This is a genomic window from Cryobacterium sp. M96 (assembly GCF_002929845.1).
GTDB lineage: Bacteria > Actinomycetota > Actinomycetes > Actinomycetales > Microbacteriaceae > Cryobacterium > Cryobacterium sandaracinum.
In genome coordinates, this window is record NZ_PJJS01000046.1 from 18,682 (window position 1) to 36,938 (window position 18,257).

At 68.5% G+C, this 18,257-nt stretch carries 20 protein-coding genes; 9 read left to right on the forward strand and 11 right to left on the reverse strand.

Going from position 1 to position 18,257, the window contains the following annotated elements:
- Window positions 1-9: 9 nt before the first annotated feature.
- A complete protein-coding gene (locus CXY79_RS07885) occupies window positions 10-705 on the reverse strand; it encodes a FadR/GntR family transcriptional regulator (RefSeq protein ID WP_158250247.1) in 696 nt (231 codons plus the stop codon).
- A 223-nt stretch (window positions 706-928) separates the two neighbouring features.
- On the opposite strand from CXY79_RS07885, the gene CXY79_RS07890 reads away from it, so the two are divergent.
- From CXY79_RS07890 to CXY79_RS07925, 8 genes are all read left to right on the forward strand, one after another.
- Window positions 929-2,320: a GntP family permease gene (locus tag CXY79_RS07890; RefSeq protein WP_104100673.1), complete on the forward strand. Its 1,392-nt coding sequence runs from the start codon at window positions 929-931 to the stop codon at window positions 2,318-2,320.
- A 1-nt stretch (window position 2,321) separates the two neighbouring features.
- Window positions 2,322-2,906, forward strand: a complete 585-nt coding sequence (locus CXY79_RS07895; RefSeq protein WP_104100588.1) for a gluconokinase — start codon at window positions 2,322-2,324, stop codon at window positions 2,904-2,906.
- 79 nt (window positions 2,907-2,985) lie between these two features.
- Window positions 2,986-3,261, forward strand: a complete 276-nt coding sequence (locus CXY79_RS07900) for a hypothetical protein (protein ID WP_104100589.1) — start codon at window positions 2,986-2,988, stop codon at window positions 3,259-3,261.
- A 199-nt stretch (window positions 3,262-3,460) separates the two neighbouring features.
- Complete coding sequence (locus tag CXY79_RS07905; protein ID WP_104100590.1) at window positions 3,461-3,985, forward strand: hypothetical protein; 525 nt, start codon at window positions 3,461-3,463, stop codon at window positions 3,983-3,985.
- A gap of 95 nt (window positions 3,986-4,080) precedes the next feature.
- Window positions 4,081-4,674, forward strand: a complete 594-nt coding sequence (locus tag CXY79_RS07910; protein WP_104100591.1) for a DUF305 domain-containing protein — start codon at window positions 4,081-4,083, stop codon at window positions 4,672-4,674.
- A gap of 3 nt (window positions 4,675-4,677) precedes the next feature.
- Entirely contained in the window at window positions 4,678-5,640 is a 963-nt protein-coding gene (locus CXY79_RS07915) for a F510_1955 family glycosylhydrolase (RefSeq protein ID WP_104100592.1), read from the forward strand.
- Window positions 5,641-5,747: 107 nt separating this feature from the next.
- Window positions 5,748-6,977 carry an aminotransferase class V-fold PLP-dependent enzyme gene (locus CXY79_RS07920; protein ID WP_158250248.1) on the forward strand — a complete coding sequence of 410 codons (1,230 nt, stop codon included), beginning with the start codon at window positions 5,748-5,750 and terminating at the stop codon, window positions 6,975-6,977.
- Window positions 6,978-7,013: 36 nt separating this feature from the next.
- On the forward strand, window positions 7,014-8,039 hold the full coding sequence (locus CXY79_RS07925) for a hypothetical protein (protein WP_233191368.1): 1,026 nt from the start codon (window positions 7,014-7,016) through the stop codon (window positions 8,037-8,039).
- A 20-nt stretch (window positions 8,040-8,059) separates the two neighbouring features.
- On the opposite strand, the gene CXY79_RS07930 is transcribed toward CXY79_RS07925, so the two are convergent.
- The 10 genes from CXY79_RS07930 to CXY79_RS07970 all read right to left on the reverse strand — a co-directional run bounded on the left by CXY79_RS07930 (window position 8,060) and on the right by CXY79_RS07970 (window position 17,167).
- On the reverse strand, window positions 8,060-8,509 hold the full coding sequence (locus CXY79_RS07930; protein ID WP_104100595.1) for a DUF2269 family protein: 450 nt from the start codon (window positions 8,507-8,509) through the stop codon (window positions 8,060-8,062).
- Between the two features lie 73 nt (window positions 8,510-8,582).
- Window positions 8,583-9,230, reverse strand: a complete 648-nt coding sequence (locus CXY79_RS07935; protein ID WP_134342761.1) for a hypothetical protein — start codon at window positions 9,228-9,230, stop codon at window positions 8,583-8,585.
- A gap of 110 nt (window positions 9,231-9,340) precedes the next feature.
- Entirely contained in the window at window positions 9,341-10,531 is a 1,191-nt protein-coding gene (locus CXY79_RS07940) for a ferrochelatase (RefSeq protein ID WP_233191363.1), read from the reverse strand.
- A gap of 22 nt (window positions 10,532-10,553) precedes the next feature.
- The gene (locus CXY79_RS07945; protein WP_104100598.1) at window positions 10,554-11,741 is read right to left on the reverse strand and encodes a TIGR04053 family radical SAM/SPASM domain-containing protein; all 1,188 of its coding nucleotides are present in this window, start codon (window positions 11,739-11,741) and stop codon (window positions 10,554-10,556) included.
- The gene (gene hemG / locus CXY79_RS07950; RefSeq protein ID WP_104100599.1) at window positions 11,738-13,168 is read right to left on the reverse strand and encodes a protoporphyrinogen oxidase; all 1,431 of its coding nucleotides are present in this window, start codon (window positions 13,166-13,168) and stop codon (window positions 11,738-11,740) included. Before hemG ends, CXY79_RS07945 begins: the two co-directional genes overlap by 4 nt.
- A 192-nt stretch (window positions 13,169-13,360) precedes the next feature.
- Window positions 13,361-14,776 (reverse strand): aminotransferase class V-fold PLP-dependent enzyme, encoded by a 1,416-nt coding sequence (locus CXY79_RS07955; RefSeq protein WP_104100600.1) that lies wholly within the window; start codon window positions 14,774-14,776, stop codon window positions 13,361-13,363.
- Window positions 14,777-15,243: 467 nt separating this feature from the next.
- A complete protein-coding gene (locus tag CXY79_RS07960; RefSeq protein ID WP_146068112.1) occupies window positions 15,244-15,474 on the reverse strand; it encodes a hypothetical protein in 231 nt (76 codons plus the stop codon).
- Between the two features lie 12 nt (window positions 15,475-15,486).
- On the reverse strand, window positions 15,487-15,726 hold the full coding sequence (locus tag CXY79_RS07965) for a hypothetical protein (RefSeq protein WP_104100602.1): 240 nt from the start codon (window positions 15,724-15,726) through the stop codon (window positions 15,487-15,489).
- Between the two features lie 71 nt (window positions 15,727-15,797).
- Window positions 15,798-15,953, reverse strand: a complete 156-nt coding sequence (locus tag CXY79_RS15950) for a hypothetical protein (RefSeq protein ID WP_158250249.1) — start codon at window positions 15,951-15,953, stop codon at window positions 15,798-15,800.
- Window positions 15,954-16,138: 185 nt separating this feature from the next.
- The gene (locus CXY79_RS07970; RefSeq protein WP_104100603.1) at window positions 16,139-17,167 is read right to left on the reverse strand and encodes an NYN domain-containing protein; all 1,029 of its coding nucleotides are present in this window, start codon (window positions 17,165-17,167) and stop codon (window positions 16,139-16,141) included.
- A 157-nt stretch (window positions 17,168-17,324) separates the two neighbouring features.
- Here CXY79_RS07970 and CXY79_RS07975 point away from each other — a divergent pair, with 157 nt between their 5' ends.
- On the forward strand, window positions 17,325-18,143 hold the full coding sequence (locus tag CXY79_RS07975; RefSeq protein ID WP_104100604.1) for a pyruvate, water dikinase regulatory protein: 819 nt from the start codon (window positions 17,325-17,327) through the stop codon (window positions 18,141-18,143).
- The last annotated feature ends 114 nt before the right edge of the window (window positions 18,144-18,257 follow it).

Genomic DNA, 18,257 nt, shown 5'->3' on the forward strand with positions numbered 1-18,257 from the left:
CCGGCAGCCTCAGGCCCCGAGGCCCCGTTCGGCGCGGCCCGATTCCTGGATGAACTCGGTCAGGGTGGCTTCGATCGTGGCATACGACCAGCGGTACGCGGCATCCTCGTCGCGCGCGAACAGCGCCTCGGCCAGCTGGTTGTGCCGGTGGGCCGACGGCGGCGTGTACTCGGTGATGGTGAAGCGCTTCTCCTCCTCGCGCGTGCGGAGGAGCGCCGCGACCGTGCCGGCGAAGTGCCCCATCACGCTGTTGCCGGAGGCGATCAGGATCAGGGAGTGGAACTCGATGTCGGCCTCGAGGAACCCGCGACCGTCGCCGGCAAGGTCAGCCGCGACCATGCCCTCGGCTGCCGCCCGCACCGCGTCCAGCTGCTCGGCGGTCATCAGGCGCGCGCTCAGTCGGGCGGCCACAGGCTCGATGCCAAGGCGCAGTTCGAGCATCTCGCGCATCTGGGTGAGATAGTCGGTGCCGCGTCCGCGCCAGTAGATGATCTGCGGGTGCATCAGGTCCCAGGAGGTGCGAGGCAGCACCTGGGTGCCCACCCGCTGCCGCGGCTCGACCATACCCAGCGACTGCAGCACCCGCAGTGCCTCGCGCAGCACGGAGCGAGAAACCGCGAATTCCTCGCTGATCACGTCCAGGTTCAGGATGTCGCCGGTCAGGTATCCGCCGTCGACGATCTGTTGGCCCAGCGAGTTCACCACCCGCGCATGAAGCCCTCGCTCACGCCACACTCCTGCGCCCGCCCCACGGTTCATCTCAGCTTCTCCCTGCGGACTGGCCGCGCGCGTCGTCGCTACGTCGCCCATCGTGATCGTACCGGCGTTGGTCCCGGAGTCGCGATTCGTGTGCCACACTCAAATATCTGATTAATCAGATTATTGGACGATGAGGTCGCAGTGAAGCAGCCTCGGAATGGAAATTCAGATGATTCTTCCCTACGCGGCTCCGGTGGTTCCGATTGAACCGGCCGGCAGCGACCTCCAGCTCATCCTCGCCGCCCTCGTCGGCGTCGCGGTGATCATCCTGCTCATCACCTGGCTCAAGGTGCATCCGTTCCTCGCCCTCTCGATCGGCGCCGTGGGCGTCGGCGTCGGGGCCGGCCTCGCTCCCGCCGCCGCCGTCACGAGCTTCAGCGCCGGCTTCGGCGCCACCATGGCCGGCGTCGGCATCCTGGTCGGCTTCGGCGCCATGTTCGGCAAGCTGCTGGCCGACTCCGGCGGAGCCGACCGCATCGTCGACTCGCTGGTGACGCGCTCGAGCGCCCGCACCCTGCCGTGGACGATGGCCCTGATCGGCGGGCTGATCGGCCTGCCGATGTTCTTCGAAGTCGGCCTCGTGCTGCTCATCCCGGTGATCATCCTGGTGGCCCGCCGCAGCGGGCTCTCGCTCATCCGCATCGCCATCCCGGCCCTCGCCGGCCTGTCCGTCATGCACGGCCTGGTGCCGCCGCACCCCGGTCCGCTCGTGGCCGTGACCACTCTCGATGCGAACCTCGGGCTCACTCTCGCGATCGGCGTGCTCATCGCCATTCCGACCGTCATCATCGCCGGCCCGATCTTCAGCCGGTTCGCGAGCCGCTGGGTCTCCGTGCCTGTGCCGGCCCTGTTCCTCACCAACGAGGATCAGGGTCTGGGCGAGAACATGCGGCGCCCGAGCTTCCTGATCACCATCTCGGGCATCCTGCTCCCCGTCATGCTGATGCTCGCCCGATCGATCGCCGACGCGATCGACCCGGGATCCACCTCGCCTCTCAACGCCACGCTCGACTTCCTCGGCACGCCGATGATCGCCCTCGGCATCGCTGTGATCTACGCGATGATCGTCTTCGGTCGCGGTGGCGGCATGGACCGCGCCGGGGTCGCCAGGTCCCTCTCCGACTCCCTCCCGCCGATCGCGGGCATCCTGCTCATCGTGGGTGCGGGCGGCGGGTTCAAGCAGGTGCTCATCGACACCGGCATCGGCACCGTCATCGCCGACGCCGTGGCCGGCAGCAGCGTCTCGGTGCTCGTGCTGGCGTGGTTCGTCGCCGCCCTGATCCGCGTCGCTACCGGGTCGGCCACCGTCGCCACCGTGACGGCCGCCGGCATCCTCGCCCCCGTCGCGGCCAGCCTGGGCAGCACGGATGTCTCGCTGATGGTTCTCGCCATCGGCGCCGGTTCGCTCTTCCTCTCCCACGTCAACGATGCCGGGTTCTGGCTCGTCAAGGAGTATCTCGGCACGACCGTCGGGCAGAATCTGAAGACCTGGACCGTGATGGAATGTCTGATCTCCGTGGTCGGCCTTGCCGGCGTCCTCCTGCTGAATATCGTGATCTAGCATGTTCGAGACTCAGCAGCCCGTGCTCGTGATCATGGGCATCTCCGGATCCGGCAAGTCCACCGTGGCGGGGCTCCTCGCCGGCCAGCTGGGCTGGGATCTCGAGGAGGGCGACGACCTGCATCCCCAGGCGAACATCGACAAGATGTCTGCCGGTCGGCCTTTGAACGACGAGGACCGCGCGCCCTGGCTCGACACGGTCTCCTCGTGGATCATCGAGCACACCATGGCGGGGGCGCCGGGAATCATCACCTGCTCGGCGCTCAAGCGCCGTTACCGCGACGTGCTGCGCGAGCACAACGTGATCTTTGTGCACCTGACCGGGTCGACGGACCTGATCGGGCGCCGGCTTGCGACGCGCCTCGACCACTACATGCCGACCTCCCTGCTCGATTCGCAGGTGGCCACACTCGAGGCGCCTGACGCCGACGAGCGCGCGATCTCCATCGACGCCGGCCGCGCTCCGGCCGAGGAGGCCGCCGAGATCGTGCGGCGGCTCGGACTCACGCCCCGGTCCGGCTCGTCGAGCCTGGGCGCGCGAGAACCGGGCAAGTCCTCGGTGCCGGGGTCGCGAGCGATTTCCTGATCGGGTCTGGCGAGTGTCGGCGGCATGAACTACACTCACAGAATCGAATAGATGTTCGAGAAAATCAAGGGAGCCACGCATGCCTCAGATCATTGACGCAGTCGTCGACGTGGAGCTGTCCGTCGACGGCGACCCGCGGGCGTTCATCTGGAACCGGTTCGAACACACCGTCATCGGCCAGCCGCAGGCGATCTTCACCCGCACCCGCTGGTGGGAGAATGCCGGCGGCGTGCCGTCCCGCATCGACACCGAGCTCTGGCGCCTCGATGCCTCGCGCGGCGACGAGGAACAACACCGCTACGACCTGCGCCGCGACACCGACGGGTCGTGGGTGCTCGCGCTCGACTGGGGGTGAGCCCCGGCCCGGGTGTCGCCCCGGACCGAGGCTGCTCCCAGCTGACGCCGATCCGCCCGGTATACCCTGAGGGGGCATCCACGGTGAGCGACAGGCCGACGGAAGCCCAGACCACAGTTCGGACGGAGGCGGCAAGCTGCACACACGCGCTGCGATCTCGCTCCGTGGTGGACGCCGGGTCTTCCACTCCGCCCTGCTCATGATGGCCGCGCTGCTGCTCTGCCTGCTCGCGGCGCACACGGCCGGAACCGGACACGGGCCGGCGCACGGACCGGGCGGCCTGTCCTCGGCCCCGACCGCTCCCGCTCCCTCATCAACAACAGCGTCAACAACCATGACCACTGCGATGACCGCCGACGCACACTCCGCGGCCGGGCACACCGCATCATCCGCCGCGCCTCTCGCTGCATCCCTCGCTGCATCCCTCCCCGCATCCCTCACCGGCCCGCTGCTCGAGCGCGTCGCGCCCGCGACCGCGACCGTGGTCGCCCTGTCCGCCGGCGCACTCGGCAGCGCCGACACCCACGCGATGTCCGGTCTGGCCACCCTCTCGATGACGTGTTCCCTGCTGCTTGTGCTGGTCGGCCTGATTCTGCTGGCACGGCGCCCGTCGGCCTGCCGTCGCCTGCTCGAGGCCGGCAGCTTCATCGTCGGCTCCTTCCGGGAGATTCCGCTGCACCTGCATCGGCCCCGACTCACCCTGCTCTCCATCAGCCGCATTTAGGCCGAAACCCTCGCCAGCGCACCCCACCGGCCTGCGCGGCCCGGCCGCACCCCGGCCCCCGGTTTCTCACCCTTTTGTCAACGAATGGAACACCAATGCTCCGCACCATCCGCACCTCGCTGATCGCCGCCGCAGCGCTCACCACGGCGCTCACCCTTACCGCCTGCGGCGACCCGACCCCGGCCGCCGACGCCCCGGCCGCCGACGGACCCACCGCCACCGCGTCCGCCAACGCCAACGCCGCGGATGTCGACTTCGCCCAGATGATGATCCCCCACCACGAGCAGGCCGTCGCGATGAGCGACGACTTCCTCGCCAAGCACGGCACCGACCCGCGCGTCGTCGCCCTGGCGACCAAGATCAAGGCCGCGCAGGAGCCCGAGATCACCCAGCTGACCGATTGGCTGGGCGAGTGGGGCGCCGAAACGGGCGGCATGTCCGACATGAACCACGGCACCGACGGCATGATGAGCGAGGCCGACATGATGACGCTCGGCAACGCCTCGGGCGCAGACGCCGACCGGGTGTTCCTCGAGCTGATGATCGCGCACCACGAGGGCGCAATCGCCATGGCGCAGACGCACATCGACGAGGGCAGCAACGCCGCCGCCCAGACCCTCTCGGCCACCATCGTCGCGTCGCAATCCGCCGAAATCGCCGTCATGACCGACATCCTCGCCGCGGACTGACCCATGACGACGTCCAGCAGAACCCTCCGCCTCGGCGGCGCCGCCCTGATCACCGTCGGCCTCGCGGCCGCGCTGGCCGGTTGCGCGCCCACTCCGGCTGCTCCGCCAACCGGCACGTCCGCCCCCACCACGGCGGCTTTTGAACACATTCACGGCCTCGGCGCCGACCCGTCCACCGGCAAGACCTACGCCGGCACGCACCAGGGCGTGTGGCAGGTCCCGACCGACCTGCTGCCCGACAGCTACCTGGCCGGCGCGCCGGAGGCCGAACTCACCCAGCCCACCCCGAGCGATGGCCCGGCCTTCGACGCCATGGGCTTCACGGTGGCCGCGCCGGGCCTGCTGCTGGCCTCCGGGCATCCGGGCTCCGACGAGTCCACGTTGGTGGGCCCCAACGTGGGACTGATCAGCAGCGTGGATGCGGCAGCCACGTGGTCGAACGTCTCTCTCGCCGGCAAGACCGACTTCCACGACCTCGACGCGGTGACCCTGCCGCCGGGAGCCTTGCGCGTCTACGGCTACGACGCCGCCGCCGGCAGGGTCAGCATCAGCGACGACGATGGGGCCACCTGGTCGCCCGGAGCCGCGGTGGCGCTGCGCGACCTCGCCGCCGACCCGGCGACCCCCAACCGGGTCTTCGCGACCACCGAGAACGGCCTCGCCGTGAGCAAGGATGCCGGGCGCACGTTCGCGCTGGTCCCCGGCGCACCGATGCTGTACCTGATCGACGTTCAGGATGCCGCGGCCGGCGGCGGTGTCGTCGGCATCGACCCGGAGGGCGTGCTCTGGCACGAGGAGGCCGGAAGCGGAACCTGGACCCGCGGAGGACAGACCGACGGCAGCCCGGAGGCCTTCGGCTTCGTCGGCGGGAGCGTGCCCTGGCTCCTCGCCGCCGACCGACGCGGGGTCGTCGCGAGCGACGACTTCGGTCTCACCTGGACCGTGCTCGTTGCGGCCCAGGCCTAGCCCGGTGCGACGGATGAAGCTATGACCACCACGCTCCCAGCCGGTTCCCAGCCGCGCCGGGCAGAACCCGCTGCTCGCCTAGAATGAGCCGGAAAGAATTGAAGGACATGAAGCACACTGGGTTGTTCCGGCGCACGCCACCGGTTGCGGTCGAAACCGGCCGTCTCGCCGATTTCGCTTACCTCGAACCCGGCGCGGTCTACCTCGACTCCGCCTGTCAGAGCCTCCGGCCGCAGCCGGTCCTCGACGCCCTGACCGAGTACTACACGGAGTACAACGCCTGCGGCGGGCGCGTGAAGTACGCCTGGGGCACCCGCGTCGACCGGGAGGTGCAGGACGCCCGCCGGGCCGTGCTCGAGCTGCTCGGCCTCTCCGGCCGGGGTCACGCGGTCTCCTTCACCCTCAACACGACCTTCGGGCTGAACCTGCTGCTGCATCAGCTGCCGCAGGGCCGGTTCGGGCAGATGGTCACGAGCCACATCGAGCACAATTCGGTCTTCCTGCCCACCATGACGGCGGCGACCCGACTGGGGGTGCCCCGCCTGGTGCTCGACCGCGCCCCCGACGGCGCCCTGGTCTACCGGCCGGCCCAGCTCGAACGCGCGATCGTGGTCGTCAACGTGGCCTCCAACATCGACGGGCGTCTGCTTACCAACCTCACCGACCTGGTGCGCGACACCCACGCCCGCGGCGGCATCGTCATTCTCGACGCCGCCCAGGCCATGGCGCACGAACGCACCCTGCTGGCCAAAACCGAGGCCGACGCGCTCTGCTTCTCCGCCCATAAGATGTACGGCGCCAGCCTCGGCGTGGTCGTCGCCACCCACGAGCTGCTCAGTTCCCTCGAGCTCACCTTCGTGGGCGGCGGCATGGTGGCGGATGTCCGCGAAGACTCCTACGACCTTCTCGCCAACGACCCGGGCGCCCTGCTCGAACCCGGGCTGCAGGCCTGGGGCGAGATCATCGCCCTGCGCCGTGCGATCGAGTGGCTGGGACAGGTGCGCCCCGGCGGCCGGCCCGCGGCCGAGCACCTTCAGGGTCTCTCGCAGCGTCTCTTCGAGGGTCTCGGCGACATCCCCGGCCTCACTCTGGTCAACACCGCGGCCAGCCCGGTGATCAGCGCCTACGCCCCGAAACAGGATTCGCACCGGCTCGCAGTGTTCCTCTCCCAGTCCCACATTATGGTGCGCAGCGGCTACTTCTGCGCCCACCACTACCTGAAAGACCAGCTCGGGCTGCCGCCGCTGCTGCGCTTCTCGCTCGGACTGCACTCAACCACGGCCGATGTCGATCAGGCCGCACAGGCCCTCGCGCGCCTGATGAAAGGCCTCTCCTAAGTGTTCTGCATTGCCGCATTCATCGTTCTCGTTCTCATGGGGGCCGTGTCGGCACGATACCGCCGCTACCTAGGCAGGGCGTGGAACTGCACCCTCCGCCGTGTCACGTTCCGCCCCTGCGACACCACCTTCAAGCAGGACATCAAGGACCACCTGCTCGCGCCGCTGGCGGTGCGCCGTCCGAAGCTCGTCGGCCCGGCATCCGTCGCCCTCGAGGTGGTCGCGCTGCTCGTGGTGCTCACCACCGTCTGGAGCGCATACGTCGTCGTCAAGAGCGGTGTGAACCTGTACGTCTACGGCACCTGCAACAAGCAGGATTCCGCATCCTGCAGCCTGGGCGCCGAGGCCTGCTCGATCCCCGACCAGACGCCCACCTTCGGCGAGTCCCTGCTCTCCGGCGACGTGATCGGCGCCTTCGGCAACGACTTCGCCAGCCTCGGCGAGACGTTCTCGGCGATCCCCTCCCGCATGCAGAACTGGGAGGCCGAGGAATACCTGCCCGCCAACGCCAGCTACCTGGGCGTCTACGACGCGAAGAAGGAAACCGCGCTCGAGGTCATCGACCCCGGCTGCACCTACTGCCTGCAGCTGTTCAACAACATCGAGGAGGCCGGGTTCGACGACCGGATGAACCTCACCTACATCGCCTACCCGATCGCCGCCGCCGACGGCTACAAGTTCCAGAACTCGCTGCTCGTCACCCAGTACCTCGAGGCGCTGCGGCTGAACCCTCTCGCCGACGCCGCCACGCCGGTCGACTGGGAGATCCTGCGCCGGATCTACACGGAAGTCGATGACAAGGGCGTTTCCTGGCAGAGCGTGATCAACGGCGCCGAGCCGGCTGTCGCCACCGCGCTGCTGCAGGACTGGTCGGCCGAATTCGGCCTGAGCCAGGAACAGGTCGCCGACGTGGCATCCGTCGCCGCCTCCGACGAGGTCGCGGACATCATCGCCGCGAACACGCGGCTGGTCGAGGAGAGCATCCACACCGTGAAGATCCCGACGATCATCTTCGATGGCCGCCGTCACGACGGCCTGGTCTCGGTGGGCGACCTGGACTAGCCCGGCGAGACTGTGAACGGCTAGACCGGCTTGACCACCATCAGCACGACCACGACCACCAGGAGCAGCGAGACGATGCCCGAGCCCATGGCCACGCGCGAGTAACCGGCGACCTTGGCGCCGGCGACCCGGGTACCGCTGGCGGACTGCTCGGCGAGGAGCTCCGAGACCGACTTCATGGTCGGAACCACCAGGAACAGGCTGAGTACGAGGGCCACCGCGTAGAGCACGATCGACAGCCAGATCCAGGTCGACGCGAGGGAGGCGTTGTCCCTGAAGCCCGCCGCGCCGAAACCGAGGAACACCACCAGCAGCGACAGCAGAGTGAAGAGATTGGTGGACTTCGCCAGTGAGGCCACCTGGCCGGCTTCCCCGGCACGCATGGAGCGCATGGCGGTCATGGGGAGGATGGCCATGGGCCCGACGATGAAGACGCCGGTGACAATGTGCAGGGTGCTGAGGGGTTCCATTTTTCCAGCGTAGGCCCCCGCCGTCCGCTCGCCGGTGCACCGACACGTTTGAGGGGTTGGCGGCCCGCACCTCTCACGGCTGTCGTCTCGAGGCCCGCACCTCGGGGTGGTCGTCGGGCAGGGCGTGCCGGGAGCCGGCGCGCAGCAGCACGAGGTTCTTCCGCTCCCAGTCGAGCACGGCCTGCCGCTGCGGATCGATCGCCCGACCTTCCGCGCAAGCCGCGGCGGCGCGCCCGCAGACGCAGGCCAGCGGCATGCCCTCCACGGCGTGGTGCAGCTGCCCGATCCGCCAGAGCACGGCCATAGCCCAGTCGAGCTGACGGTGCGCGAGCTCGGTCTTCCGCTCGGCGCGCCGCACCAGGTCACTCTCGAGGAGCGCGCGCACCCCGGCGCTCTTCGTGCGGTCGGACTCGCCGGCCACGACGCCGCGCAGCTCCACCACCTGGGCCGTGAGCCCGTCGATCACCGCCTGCTGCTCGGCATCCGCCCCCGCCGACTTCTCGGCGAACTGCCGGTGGTTCTCCTGCTGGTCGGCGTATTGCCCGACCCACAGCTTGATGTGCTCCGCGTCCCGGCGGGTGGCCTTTTCCGCCCCCAGGTGGTGCAGGCAGGATGCGCAGACCACCTGGTCGGTCGCCGAGGTGAACGTGAACGGCTGCAGCGACTGGCAGCAGAAGCACTGCGCCCGGATGGCCACATACAACGGATACGGGTGGGTCACGGTTGGTCCTTCGTTAGCCTTCTTGAGCCCTATCGCCGAGCGTACCCAATCGGTGGGAGGCCGGGGTCACCCGCGGATGGCGGCCATCCGCTCGGCCAGTTGCGCGGGCGTCAGCGGTGCGCCTCCCCCGATGAAGGACCTCCCTGGGCCGCAGGATTTCCTGCTGGGGATGAGGGTTCCGTCCCCGGCCTCCGGGCCGGCCCCTTTTCGCAGCATCCCACCGGGCACACATCCGTCCATGGTCCGAGCGCGGTGAGCGCGCAGCGTTCCGGGGTCGTTGCCGGCGTCAGTCGCTCAAGCAACAGGTCGACGAGCCCCGCCACGAACGCCGGGTGCAGGCCGGGGGTCGACACCCGGGTAAACCCCAGGTCGTGCGCGGCGGCAGTGGCCGCCGCCTCCGTGTCGAGGTCCCAGGAGACCTCCATGTGGTCGGAGATGAATCCGATCGGCACCACGACGACGGCCCGCGTGCCGGCCGCGGCGAGCACGACGATGACGTCGTTGACGTCAGGTTCGAGCCAAGGCATTTCGGGCGGCCCCGACCGCGACTGGAATGCCAGAGACCAGGCCGGGGTGGCGTCGGCCACTGTGTCGTCGTCCGCCGCCGCTGAAACGGCGGCCATCACCACCTCCGCGACGGCCCGGTGCTGCGCCTCGTAGGCCCCGCCGGCACCGAAGGATCGCTCGCGTGGGCCACTCTGCTCGGCATCCGCCATCGGGATGGAGTGGGTTGTGAAGAGCACGTGAACGTCATCCGGGGCCAGGCCCTGCCGCGCGAAGTCGGCGAGGGCGGAGCAGACGCCGAGCACGAACGGGGCGACGAAGCCGGGATGGTCGAAGTAGGGGCGAACCGCGTCGATGCGCACGGCGTCGCCGAGCCCGGCGGCGCACCGCGCCTCGGCCAGGTCTTCCCGGTACTGCCGGCAGCTCGAGTAGGAGCTGTACGCGCTCGTCGTGAGCGCGAGCAATCGGGTGTGGCCGGCGTCGACGGCCGCAGTCACGGCGTCTCGCAGGTACGGAGCCCAATTGCGGTTCCCCCAGTACACCGGCACGAAGGTGTCTCGGGCGGCCAGTTCGGTCTGGAGCGCGTCACGGAGCGCCCGGTTTTGGGCGTTGACCGGGCTCACACCACCCGAGGAGCGGTAGTGGGCGGCCACGGTTTCGAGGCGTGCCTCCGGAACTCCGCGGCCCCGGGTGACGTTCCGTAGGAACGGGATGACGTCGTCCTGGCCCTCGGGGCCTCCGAAGCCGAGGAGGACCACGGCGTCGTACCCGGCTGGCTCCGTGGGAGGCGCGGGCACGAGGCCATCCACTGGCTGGGACTCAGGCACCGACGTGGGCGCCGGCCGCGCCGGGCTGGAACGGGCAGGCCGGGTCTTCCCCCAGCGGATCGCCGCTCGACGCGAACGCGCGGGCTCGGGAGCCCCCGCACAGGTCCGCGTACTCACAGCTGCCGCAGCGGCCGGTGAACTCCGTGGCCCGGATCTGTTTGAGTAGCGGGTTGTCCCGATAGATCTCGGCCAGCGGGGTCGTGCACACGTTCCCGAGGCCGAGTGGCAGGAACCCGGCCGGGTAGACCTCGCCGTCGTAGGCCACGAAGACGATGCCCTTGCCGTCGCGGGTCGACGCGGTCTGCGCCCGCGGCAGGCCCGCGGGCGGCCCCATCAGGGCTTCCAGCCTCGCGGACAGGATGTTGTACGGTGCGCTCATCGGTGCAGGGTCACCGGCGCGTCGGCGGGCGACGATTCGCCGGAAAAAGGGTGCCTCGACCGTGCGCACGATGAAGCCGTGCTGGGAGGCGTCGAAGAGGAAGTGGCAGATGTCTTCGTGCTCCGCTGGGCTGACGGCCTCGGTCGAGACGCCGCGGCCGACCTGGACGAGGAAGAAGACCTCCCAGATAGCGGCGCCGGCGTTCTTGATCAGGGCCGCGACATCTGCGAGCTCGTCGACATTGGCGCGCATGACGGTCGTGTTGACCTGGACGGTCAACCCCGCCGTGGCGAGAGCCCGGATCGCCGCCATGGTGTCGTCGAAGTGGCCCGGGATCCCGCGCACGCCCTCATGGGTCGCGGCGACGGCGCCGTCAAGGCTGATCGACACCGCCTTGACCCCGCTCGCCACGATCCGTTCGATCATCTGCGGAGTGAGACTCGGCGTGACCGACGGGGACAGCGCCGTCGGCAGTCCAAGGCCGGTGGCGTAGTCGACGAGTTCGAACAGGTCAGGGCGCATCAGGCAGTCGCCGCCGGTGAGCACCAGGATCGGGTACGGCCGGCCGAATCCGGCCACCTGGTCAATCAGGTCTTTGCCCGCTGCCGTGGTCAGCTCGCCCGGTAGGGCTTGCATCGTGGCGCTGGCCCGGCAGTGTTTGCAGGCAAGCGGGCAGGCGCGGGTGGTTTCCCAGAACACCAGCATCGGGCGCTGCGCGTAGTCCGGGCCCTTTCCACGGCGGGCGGTCGGCAGGGTCGGCAACACGGCGGTCTCGCCGAGGGGGATGCTGAGCCCGCTCATGCGGGCACCTCGCTCGCGGGACGCGCATCGGTCAGAAGCTGCGCGAGCTTGTCGGCGGTGCGCTCGGCATCGGCCACGCAGCTGGCCAGCCCGACCCCCCGGTAGGCGGAACCGGTCAGGTAGAGCCCCGGCAGCCGACCCAGAGCCACCTCCGCGGCGGCGAGCCGGCCCTGATGGCCGACGATGTACTGCGGCATCGCCTGCAGCCAGCGCTCGATGTGCTGCTCGGTCGGGCGCCCGGTCAGACCCATGGCCTCGACGAGTTCGGCGTGCACCTGGCTGACCAGGGTGTCCTCATCGAGGTCCATCCAGCGCTGGTCGCGGCGCCTGCCCACCATGCAGCGGATGATCATGGTCGTGTCATCGGCGAGGTGCGGCCACTTGGCGCTGGACCAGGTGCAGCCGACAATGAGTTTGCCTTCCTCCGGCGGCACCAGGAAGCCCGTGCCGACGAGGTTGTGGGCGACGGCGGAGCGCGGATAGGCCAGGCAGATCGTGGCAACATCGACGTAGGGAATACCCGCCAGCGCGGCGGCCAGGTCGGGGGCTTCCTTGCGCACCATGTCCGCCGCAGCGAACGCGGGAGTGGCGAGCACCACCGCGTCGGCCTCGAGCACCGTGCCATCGCTCAGTTTCACCTCATAGCCGGCGGTGCCGCGCGACACGGAGACGACCGCCGTACCGAGGCGCACATCGTCGCCCACGACGTGGACGGCCAGTGCGTCGATCAACCGGGCGAGTCCCCCACGGAGGGTGACGAGGACCGCGCCTCCTGCTCCGGCGGGCTTGGGTGGGGCATTCCGGCGTCGGCGCCGCAGTCCGAGGTAGAGGCTGCGATTGCCGCGGGCGAGAGCGTCGATGTCAGGCGCGGTGCTCCGAGCACTGAGCTCGTCGGCCCTGCCGGCATGCACACCTCCGAGCAGCGGATCGACGAGGCGATCGAACACCTGCCCGCCCATCCTCGGGCGAACGATTTCGGCGATTGTGGGGTCGTCTGGCAATCCCGCCGGGGCCGCCTTCACGAGGTCCAGGGCCGCACGGGCAAGACCGAGCGGCGACAGCAGTCGGGATTTCATCAGGGGCAGCAGCCGATCGGGGATGCCGAAGAGGGTGCCGGCCGGGAGCCGTCGCAGCTTACCGCGCGACCAGATGCGTGCGCCGGACCCGGCGGGGGCCACGACGAGGTCGCTGACCCCGAGATCCTCGATGAGGGCTGCCACCACGGGTGCCCGCACCATCAGCGCGTCAGGTCCGACGTCAACGAGGTGCCCGCCGAATTGCTCAGTGGAGATCTTGCCTCCCAACCGCGCCCCACCCTCAACCAGAGTGAGACGCACCCCGTCGCCAAGCCGGCGGTGCAGGTAGTGTGCTGTCGCCAATCCGCTGATTCCGCCGCCGACGATGACGACCCGTGGTTGAGCGAGCATTCGACATACCTCCAGTTGCCGGTGAATCCGGGGCAACCGGCAACCTGTGGCAATCCTTGTTACTTCGATCCTACGACCGTCGTCTCCAGCGGCCTCTCGCGGGCCGTCGGTGGCGGCCGCCGATCGGAGCACGAATCGCCGCCCGGACCGGGCCCGGGCCAGCCCTGGAATCAGGCCGGACCACGGCCGTATTCACGCCTTCTCATATTCCGTCGGACGGTTGCGCGCGACCGCCGCGCAGGCCCGTTCGACGGCAGCCACGGATGCGGCGACGTCGTCCGCATCCGTCGACCAGTTGCTCACGGAGACCCGCAGCACATCCCGGTCCTGCCAACGCGAACCCGACATCCAGGCGGTTCCCTCCTTGAGTAGTTCTTCCGTCACCCGTCGGGTGCGCTCGTCGTCGCCGAAGCTGACGCAGACCTGGGTGAAGACCACGTCGTTGAGCACCTCGGCGCCGGTGATGCGACCCAGTCCGTCGGCGATGGCCCGGGCGTGATCGGCCAGCCGCTCCACCAGCATCACGGTGCCCGATCGGCCCAGGGAGCGCAGAGCCGCCCAGACTGGAACACCGCGCGCCCGGCGCGACAGCTCGGGCACCTTTTCGTAGGGGTCACCCGGACCGGTCTCATCGGCGAACAGGTAGCTCGTGTGCACCCCGAAGGTGGACCGCAGCTCGGCGGGCCTGGCCACGATGGCCATGCCACAGTCGTAGGGCACTTGGAGTGTCTTGTGCGCGTCGGTGGCCCAGGAATCGGCGGTGTCGAGGCCTGCCAGCTGCTCGCGGTAGCGCGGGCTCACTGCGGCCCAGAGGCCGAAGGCGCCGTCGACGTGCACCCAGGCACCATGCTGGTGGGCGAGGTCGGTGAGTTCACCGACCGGGTCGAAGGCGCCGGAGTGCACATTGCCGGCCTGAAGGCAGACGATCGCGGGGCCAGTGCCCTGGTTGAGCGCGGCCGCCAGGGCCTCGGGGAGCATGCGGCCCTGGTCGTCGGCCGGGACGACAATGGGGGCGCCGAGTCCCAGGTAGCGCAGGGCCAGGTCAATCACCGCGTGGCGCTCATCGCCCACGTAGACGGCGACGCGGGGCGCCCCGGCCAGACCGGCGATCGCGACGTCCCAGCCGGCGTCGCCGAGCACATGATCGCGTCCGGCCGCCAAACCCACGAAGTTCGCCATGGTGGCCCCGGTGGTGAAGCCCACGTCGGCGCCGTCCGGCAGACCCAGCAGATCGAGGATCCAGCCGCCGGCGGCCTCCTCGGCGGCGGCCGTGGCCGGGGTCGCGAAGCGCATGCCGGCGTTCTGGTCCCACGCGCTGACCAGCCAGTCGGCTGCCAGGGCTGCCGGCAACGTGCCGCCGATCACCCAGCCGAAAAAGCGGCCGGACGTCATCGCCATCAGCCCCGGTTCGGCCAGCCGGGCCAGCTCGTCGATCACCTCCGCCGGGTCCGTCGGCTGCAGCGGCAGCGGCGCTGCGAAGCCCGCGGCGAGGGTGTCGGCGTCGACGCGTGGCCCCACGGGCCGGGTGGGCAGGGAGGAGAGCCAGTCCAGGGCATGGGCTTTCGCTCGCTCCAGGGCCTGACGATAGTCATCCGGGTCAGCAGACATGCCGAGATTTTATGCCCGCCGGGAGACCACCGAAAGAGCGCTGTTTTCCGGGCGCGGGTCGTCGCTGGCGAGGATGACCCATCGGAGGCGATCGCGACCCCCGTCCCGGCTCCGACGGCGATGCCCCCGTCGGCCTGCGTCGGCGAACACGCGGTCGATGCCCGGTTCCGCGGCGACCGTACGGTTTTGTTCCGACATGGGGGCTCGTCCAGCCGAAATTCAGCCCATCCGCCGTACCGTGGTCAATGGAGTTCCCCCACTCCAAACGAATCGGCCCCGGCAGATTCCTCGCCTCCCCCCGGCGCGGTGAAGCCGGGGCTTTTTCGTGGCGGTCAGCGAACTCCCTTGAACAAATCACGGCCGATCGGCTCTCGCGACCGCTCTGAGAATCAGTGTCGCACTTCCCCCGGTTGGGGCGGCTCTGGGGTGACGCGCAGACCGGCGGGTGTGTTCGAGATGCGGACGAGTTACTCCACCCTTGCCCGGTTCAGGAGAGGTTCTTTGCTGCCTTGAAAGTTGAACTGCAACGGGATGGTGGGGTGGATCCAGATGGAGCTGTGGCCGCTGCCAGCCGCCGCCGTGTACTCCCAGGAGAAAAAGAAGCTCTCCCCTCGACGCACCTTGGCGAGGATGACGATCTTGAGCTGCGAGACCCCGATCATCGAACTCGACAATGACAGAGGGATTTCCGTAGACAAATTCGCCCATGATTATTGTCCGAGTCCCACGTCGATGTCGCCCATCATGGCATCGAAGTCCTTCGCTGTTGCCTCTGCGTCCCCGTTTTTTTCCACAGTTTCCTTGATGCCCACTTCCGGCAGCTGCGGGACGGGAAAACGACGTGCCTCCTCTTCTTCACCGTCGCCGACATCGGCGATATCCCTGGCCCCGAAGCCACGGCGGGTGTTGTTCGGGACGCTCCAGCGCCCTGCACGGAGCAGAAGGCCCATTGCGCGAAGCGTAGGGGGCCTCCTGTACGGACGCCGCGTCAAGGGCAGATCCGGTCCGTGCACCGAGTCAGTTAGCGGCGGTTGTCGCGCTCGTCACGGTCGTAGTTCTCACGGCTTCCCGATTTGACCGGGCCGCGGCTAATCATGTAACCGATGGTGAGGAGCGTGGCGGACAGCCAGGCGGAGCTGGCCCCGAAACCCTGCCCGTCGTCCCCGTTATCGACCATGGCGGAAGCGATGAACGCGCGACGAGAATCAGCATTCAGGCGCTGAATTCGGTCGTCTTGAAAGCAGCCTTCGTCTCGGTCGAAACGCTCACGGGCTCAGATCACACCGCTGTCTGTGTTCGACGGAACCTGGTTCTGACACACCACGCGTTGCTCCTGCTCGGCGCCGGACCGCACGGACCGACTCAGCGTCCGGCGTTGGCCTCCGGGCGCAGACGGATGAGCCGATGCGGGCCATCTTCCTGCAGCTCGGCCACCTCGCTGCGCGAGGAGAGGAAGTCGGTGAAGGAACGGAAGCCGAGCGGTTTTTCGTTGAACGAGGGGTCCATCCGGCGCATCTGGTTCTTTACCGTGCCGGTGTTCAGCCACTCGTCATCGTCGCCCTTTGCGTGCCCGATCTGCAGGGCACGCACGAGGAGCTCCGACGCGATTGTCTGAGGGTCGATGTCCTCGGCCGGTTCCGGCTCCGGCTCGTCGAATTGCGAACTTGTGGTGTGCGAGAACATCGGGATCGTCGTCAGGGTGCGGGCTTTGACGGGCACCGTCTTGGGCGGCACGGTCGCGGGTTCTGCGGCCTTCCTGCCCGACGGGGGCTTCTGCACGAGCGCCACGGGGGCGGGCGCGGCGGCGGCGACCTTCGCTATGCCGGGGAGAGAGTCATAGTCTTCGAATTCGTCGCACGCAGCCGCGAGGGAGGTGCTGGTCGACCCGGCCACTCCAATGCCCACCACGAAGCGACCGAGACGTTTCGACTTCTGGGCGAGGGCGATGTAATCCGAGTCACCGGCGACGATGATGACGTGGGTGAGGTCGGGCAGCCGGAAGAGGTCTTCGACCACGTCGACGGCAAGACGGATGTCCGCCCCGTTCTTCGTTCCCCGCGTGGTCGTGGTGAATAGCTGGGTGAGGTCAACCGCTCGGGACATGAGCTGGCGTTGGTAGCTCGCATTCACGGGCACGGACCAGTCGGCGTACGCGCGATTGACAACCAGCGTGCCGAACGACGCGGCGAAATCAATGATCGCGTTGAAGTCGACCGTCGCGGCGTTCAGCTTCGCGGCAACCTCGGGCTCGGCATCCGCGCTCGATCTGTCGAAATTACGGATGCCATCGCGCTGGAAGGCATTTCGTCCGTGTAGTTGCTGATAGCGAGAGACGACGATGTTGTCGAAGTCGATGTAGAGGCCGACGCGTGCATCATTCGGTTCAGTCATGGTGGGTTCCTTAGCTACCGGGCGGACGAATCAGTCGCAACCCCAGACTCAAGTCTGCTGCGCACGATGCGACGACGGCAACTCGCGGAATCGACTGCGGCGCTCAGTACGCGCGCACCGATCCGCGCCGAGCCTGCCGGGAGGTACACAATGAGGTATGGCCACTGACGATCCATGCCCGGTTTTCTTTCTCTCGGATAGCACCGGAATCACGGCGGAAACGCTCGGGAGCACCCTCCTGTCCCAGTTCCCCACCGTGGAGTTCGACCGCACGACGATCCCGTTCATCCTGAATGTGGACCAGGCCCAGGCCGTGGTCGACCTGATCGACGCTCTGGTGGAGCGCGGCCAGAAGCCGATCGTATTCTCCACGGCCGTGACCAGCGACATCCGCCGCACCCTCGGCACCTGCACGGCCACCCTGATCGACCTGCTCGGAACCTATCTCAGCGAGCTCGAGGAGACCCTGGCGACGCAGGCCAGCAACGAACCAGGGCGCGCCCACGGCCTCGGCAACGCCGCCCGCTATCAGTCCCGCATGACGGCCGTCGAATACGCGATGGAGCACGATGACGGCCAGAGCCTGCGAGCGCTCGAGAAGGCGCAGCTGATCCTGGTGGCCCCGTCGCGCTGCGGCAAGACCCCCACCACGATGTACCTGGCGCTGCAGCACGGCATCTTCGCGGCGAACTTTCCTCTCGTCGACGAGGACTTCGAGCGGGAGGGTCTCCCCAAGCCACTGCGACCGTTCGTGGACAAGTGCTTCGGGCTCACCACCAATCCCCTGCGCCTGAGCCAGGTGCGCACCCAGCGCCGGGAAGGTTCGCCCTACGCGTCCCTGCGGCAGTGCGGGTTCGAGCTGCGCAGTGCGGAGCGACTCTATGCCTCCCACGGAATCCCATTCCTCAACTCGGCGAGCATGTCCGTGGAGGAGATGTCGGCCATGATTCTGCAGCAAATGAACCTCAAGCGCTGACTCACATTCAAAACGCAGACAAGTGAACATGTCAATCAAGTAAACAAATTGCGCTCAGGCCGGATAGACCTGTCACTATGGGAACAGGGCGCTTATCCATGAGGTGAGCCTCCT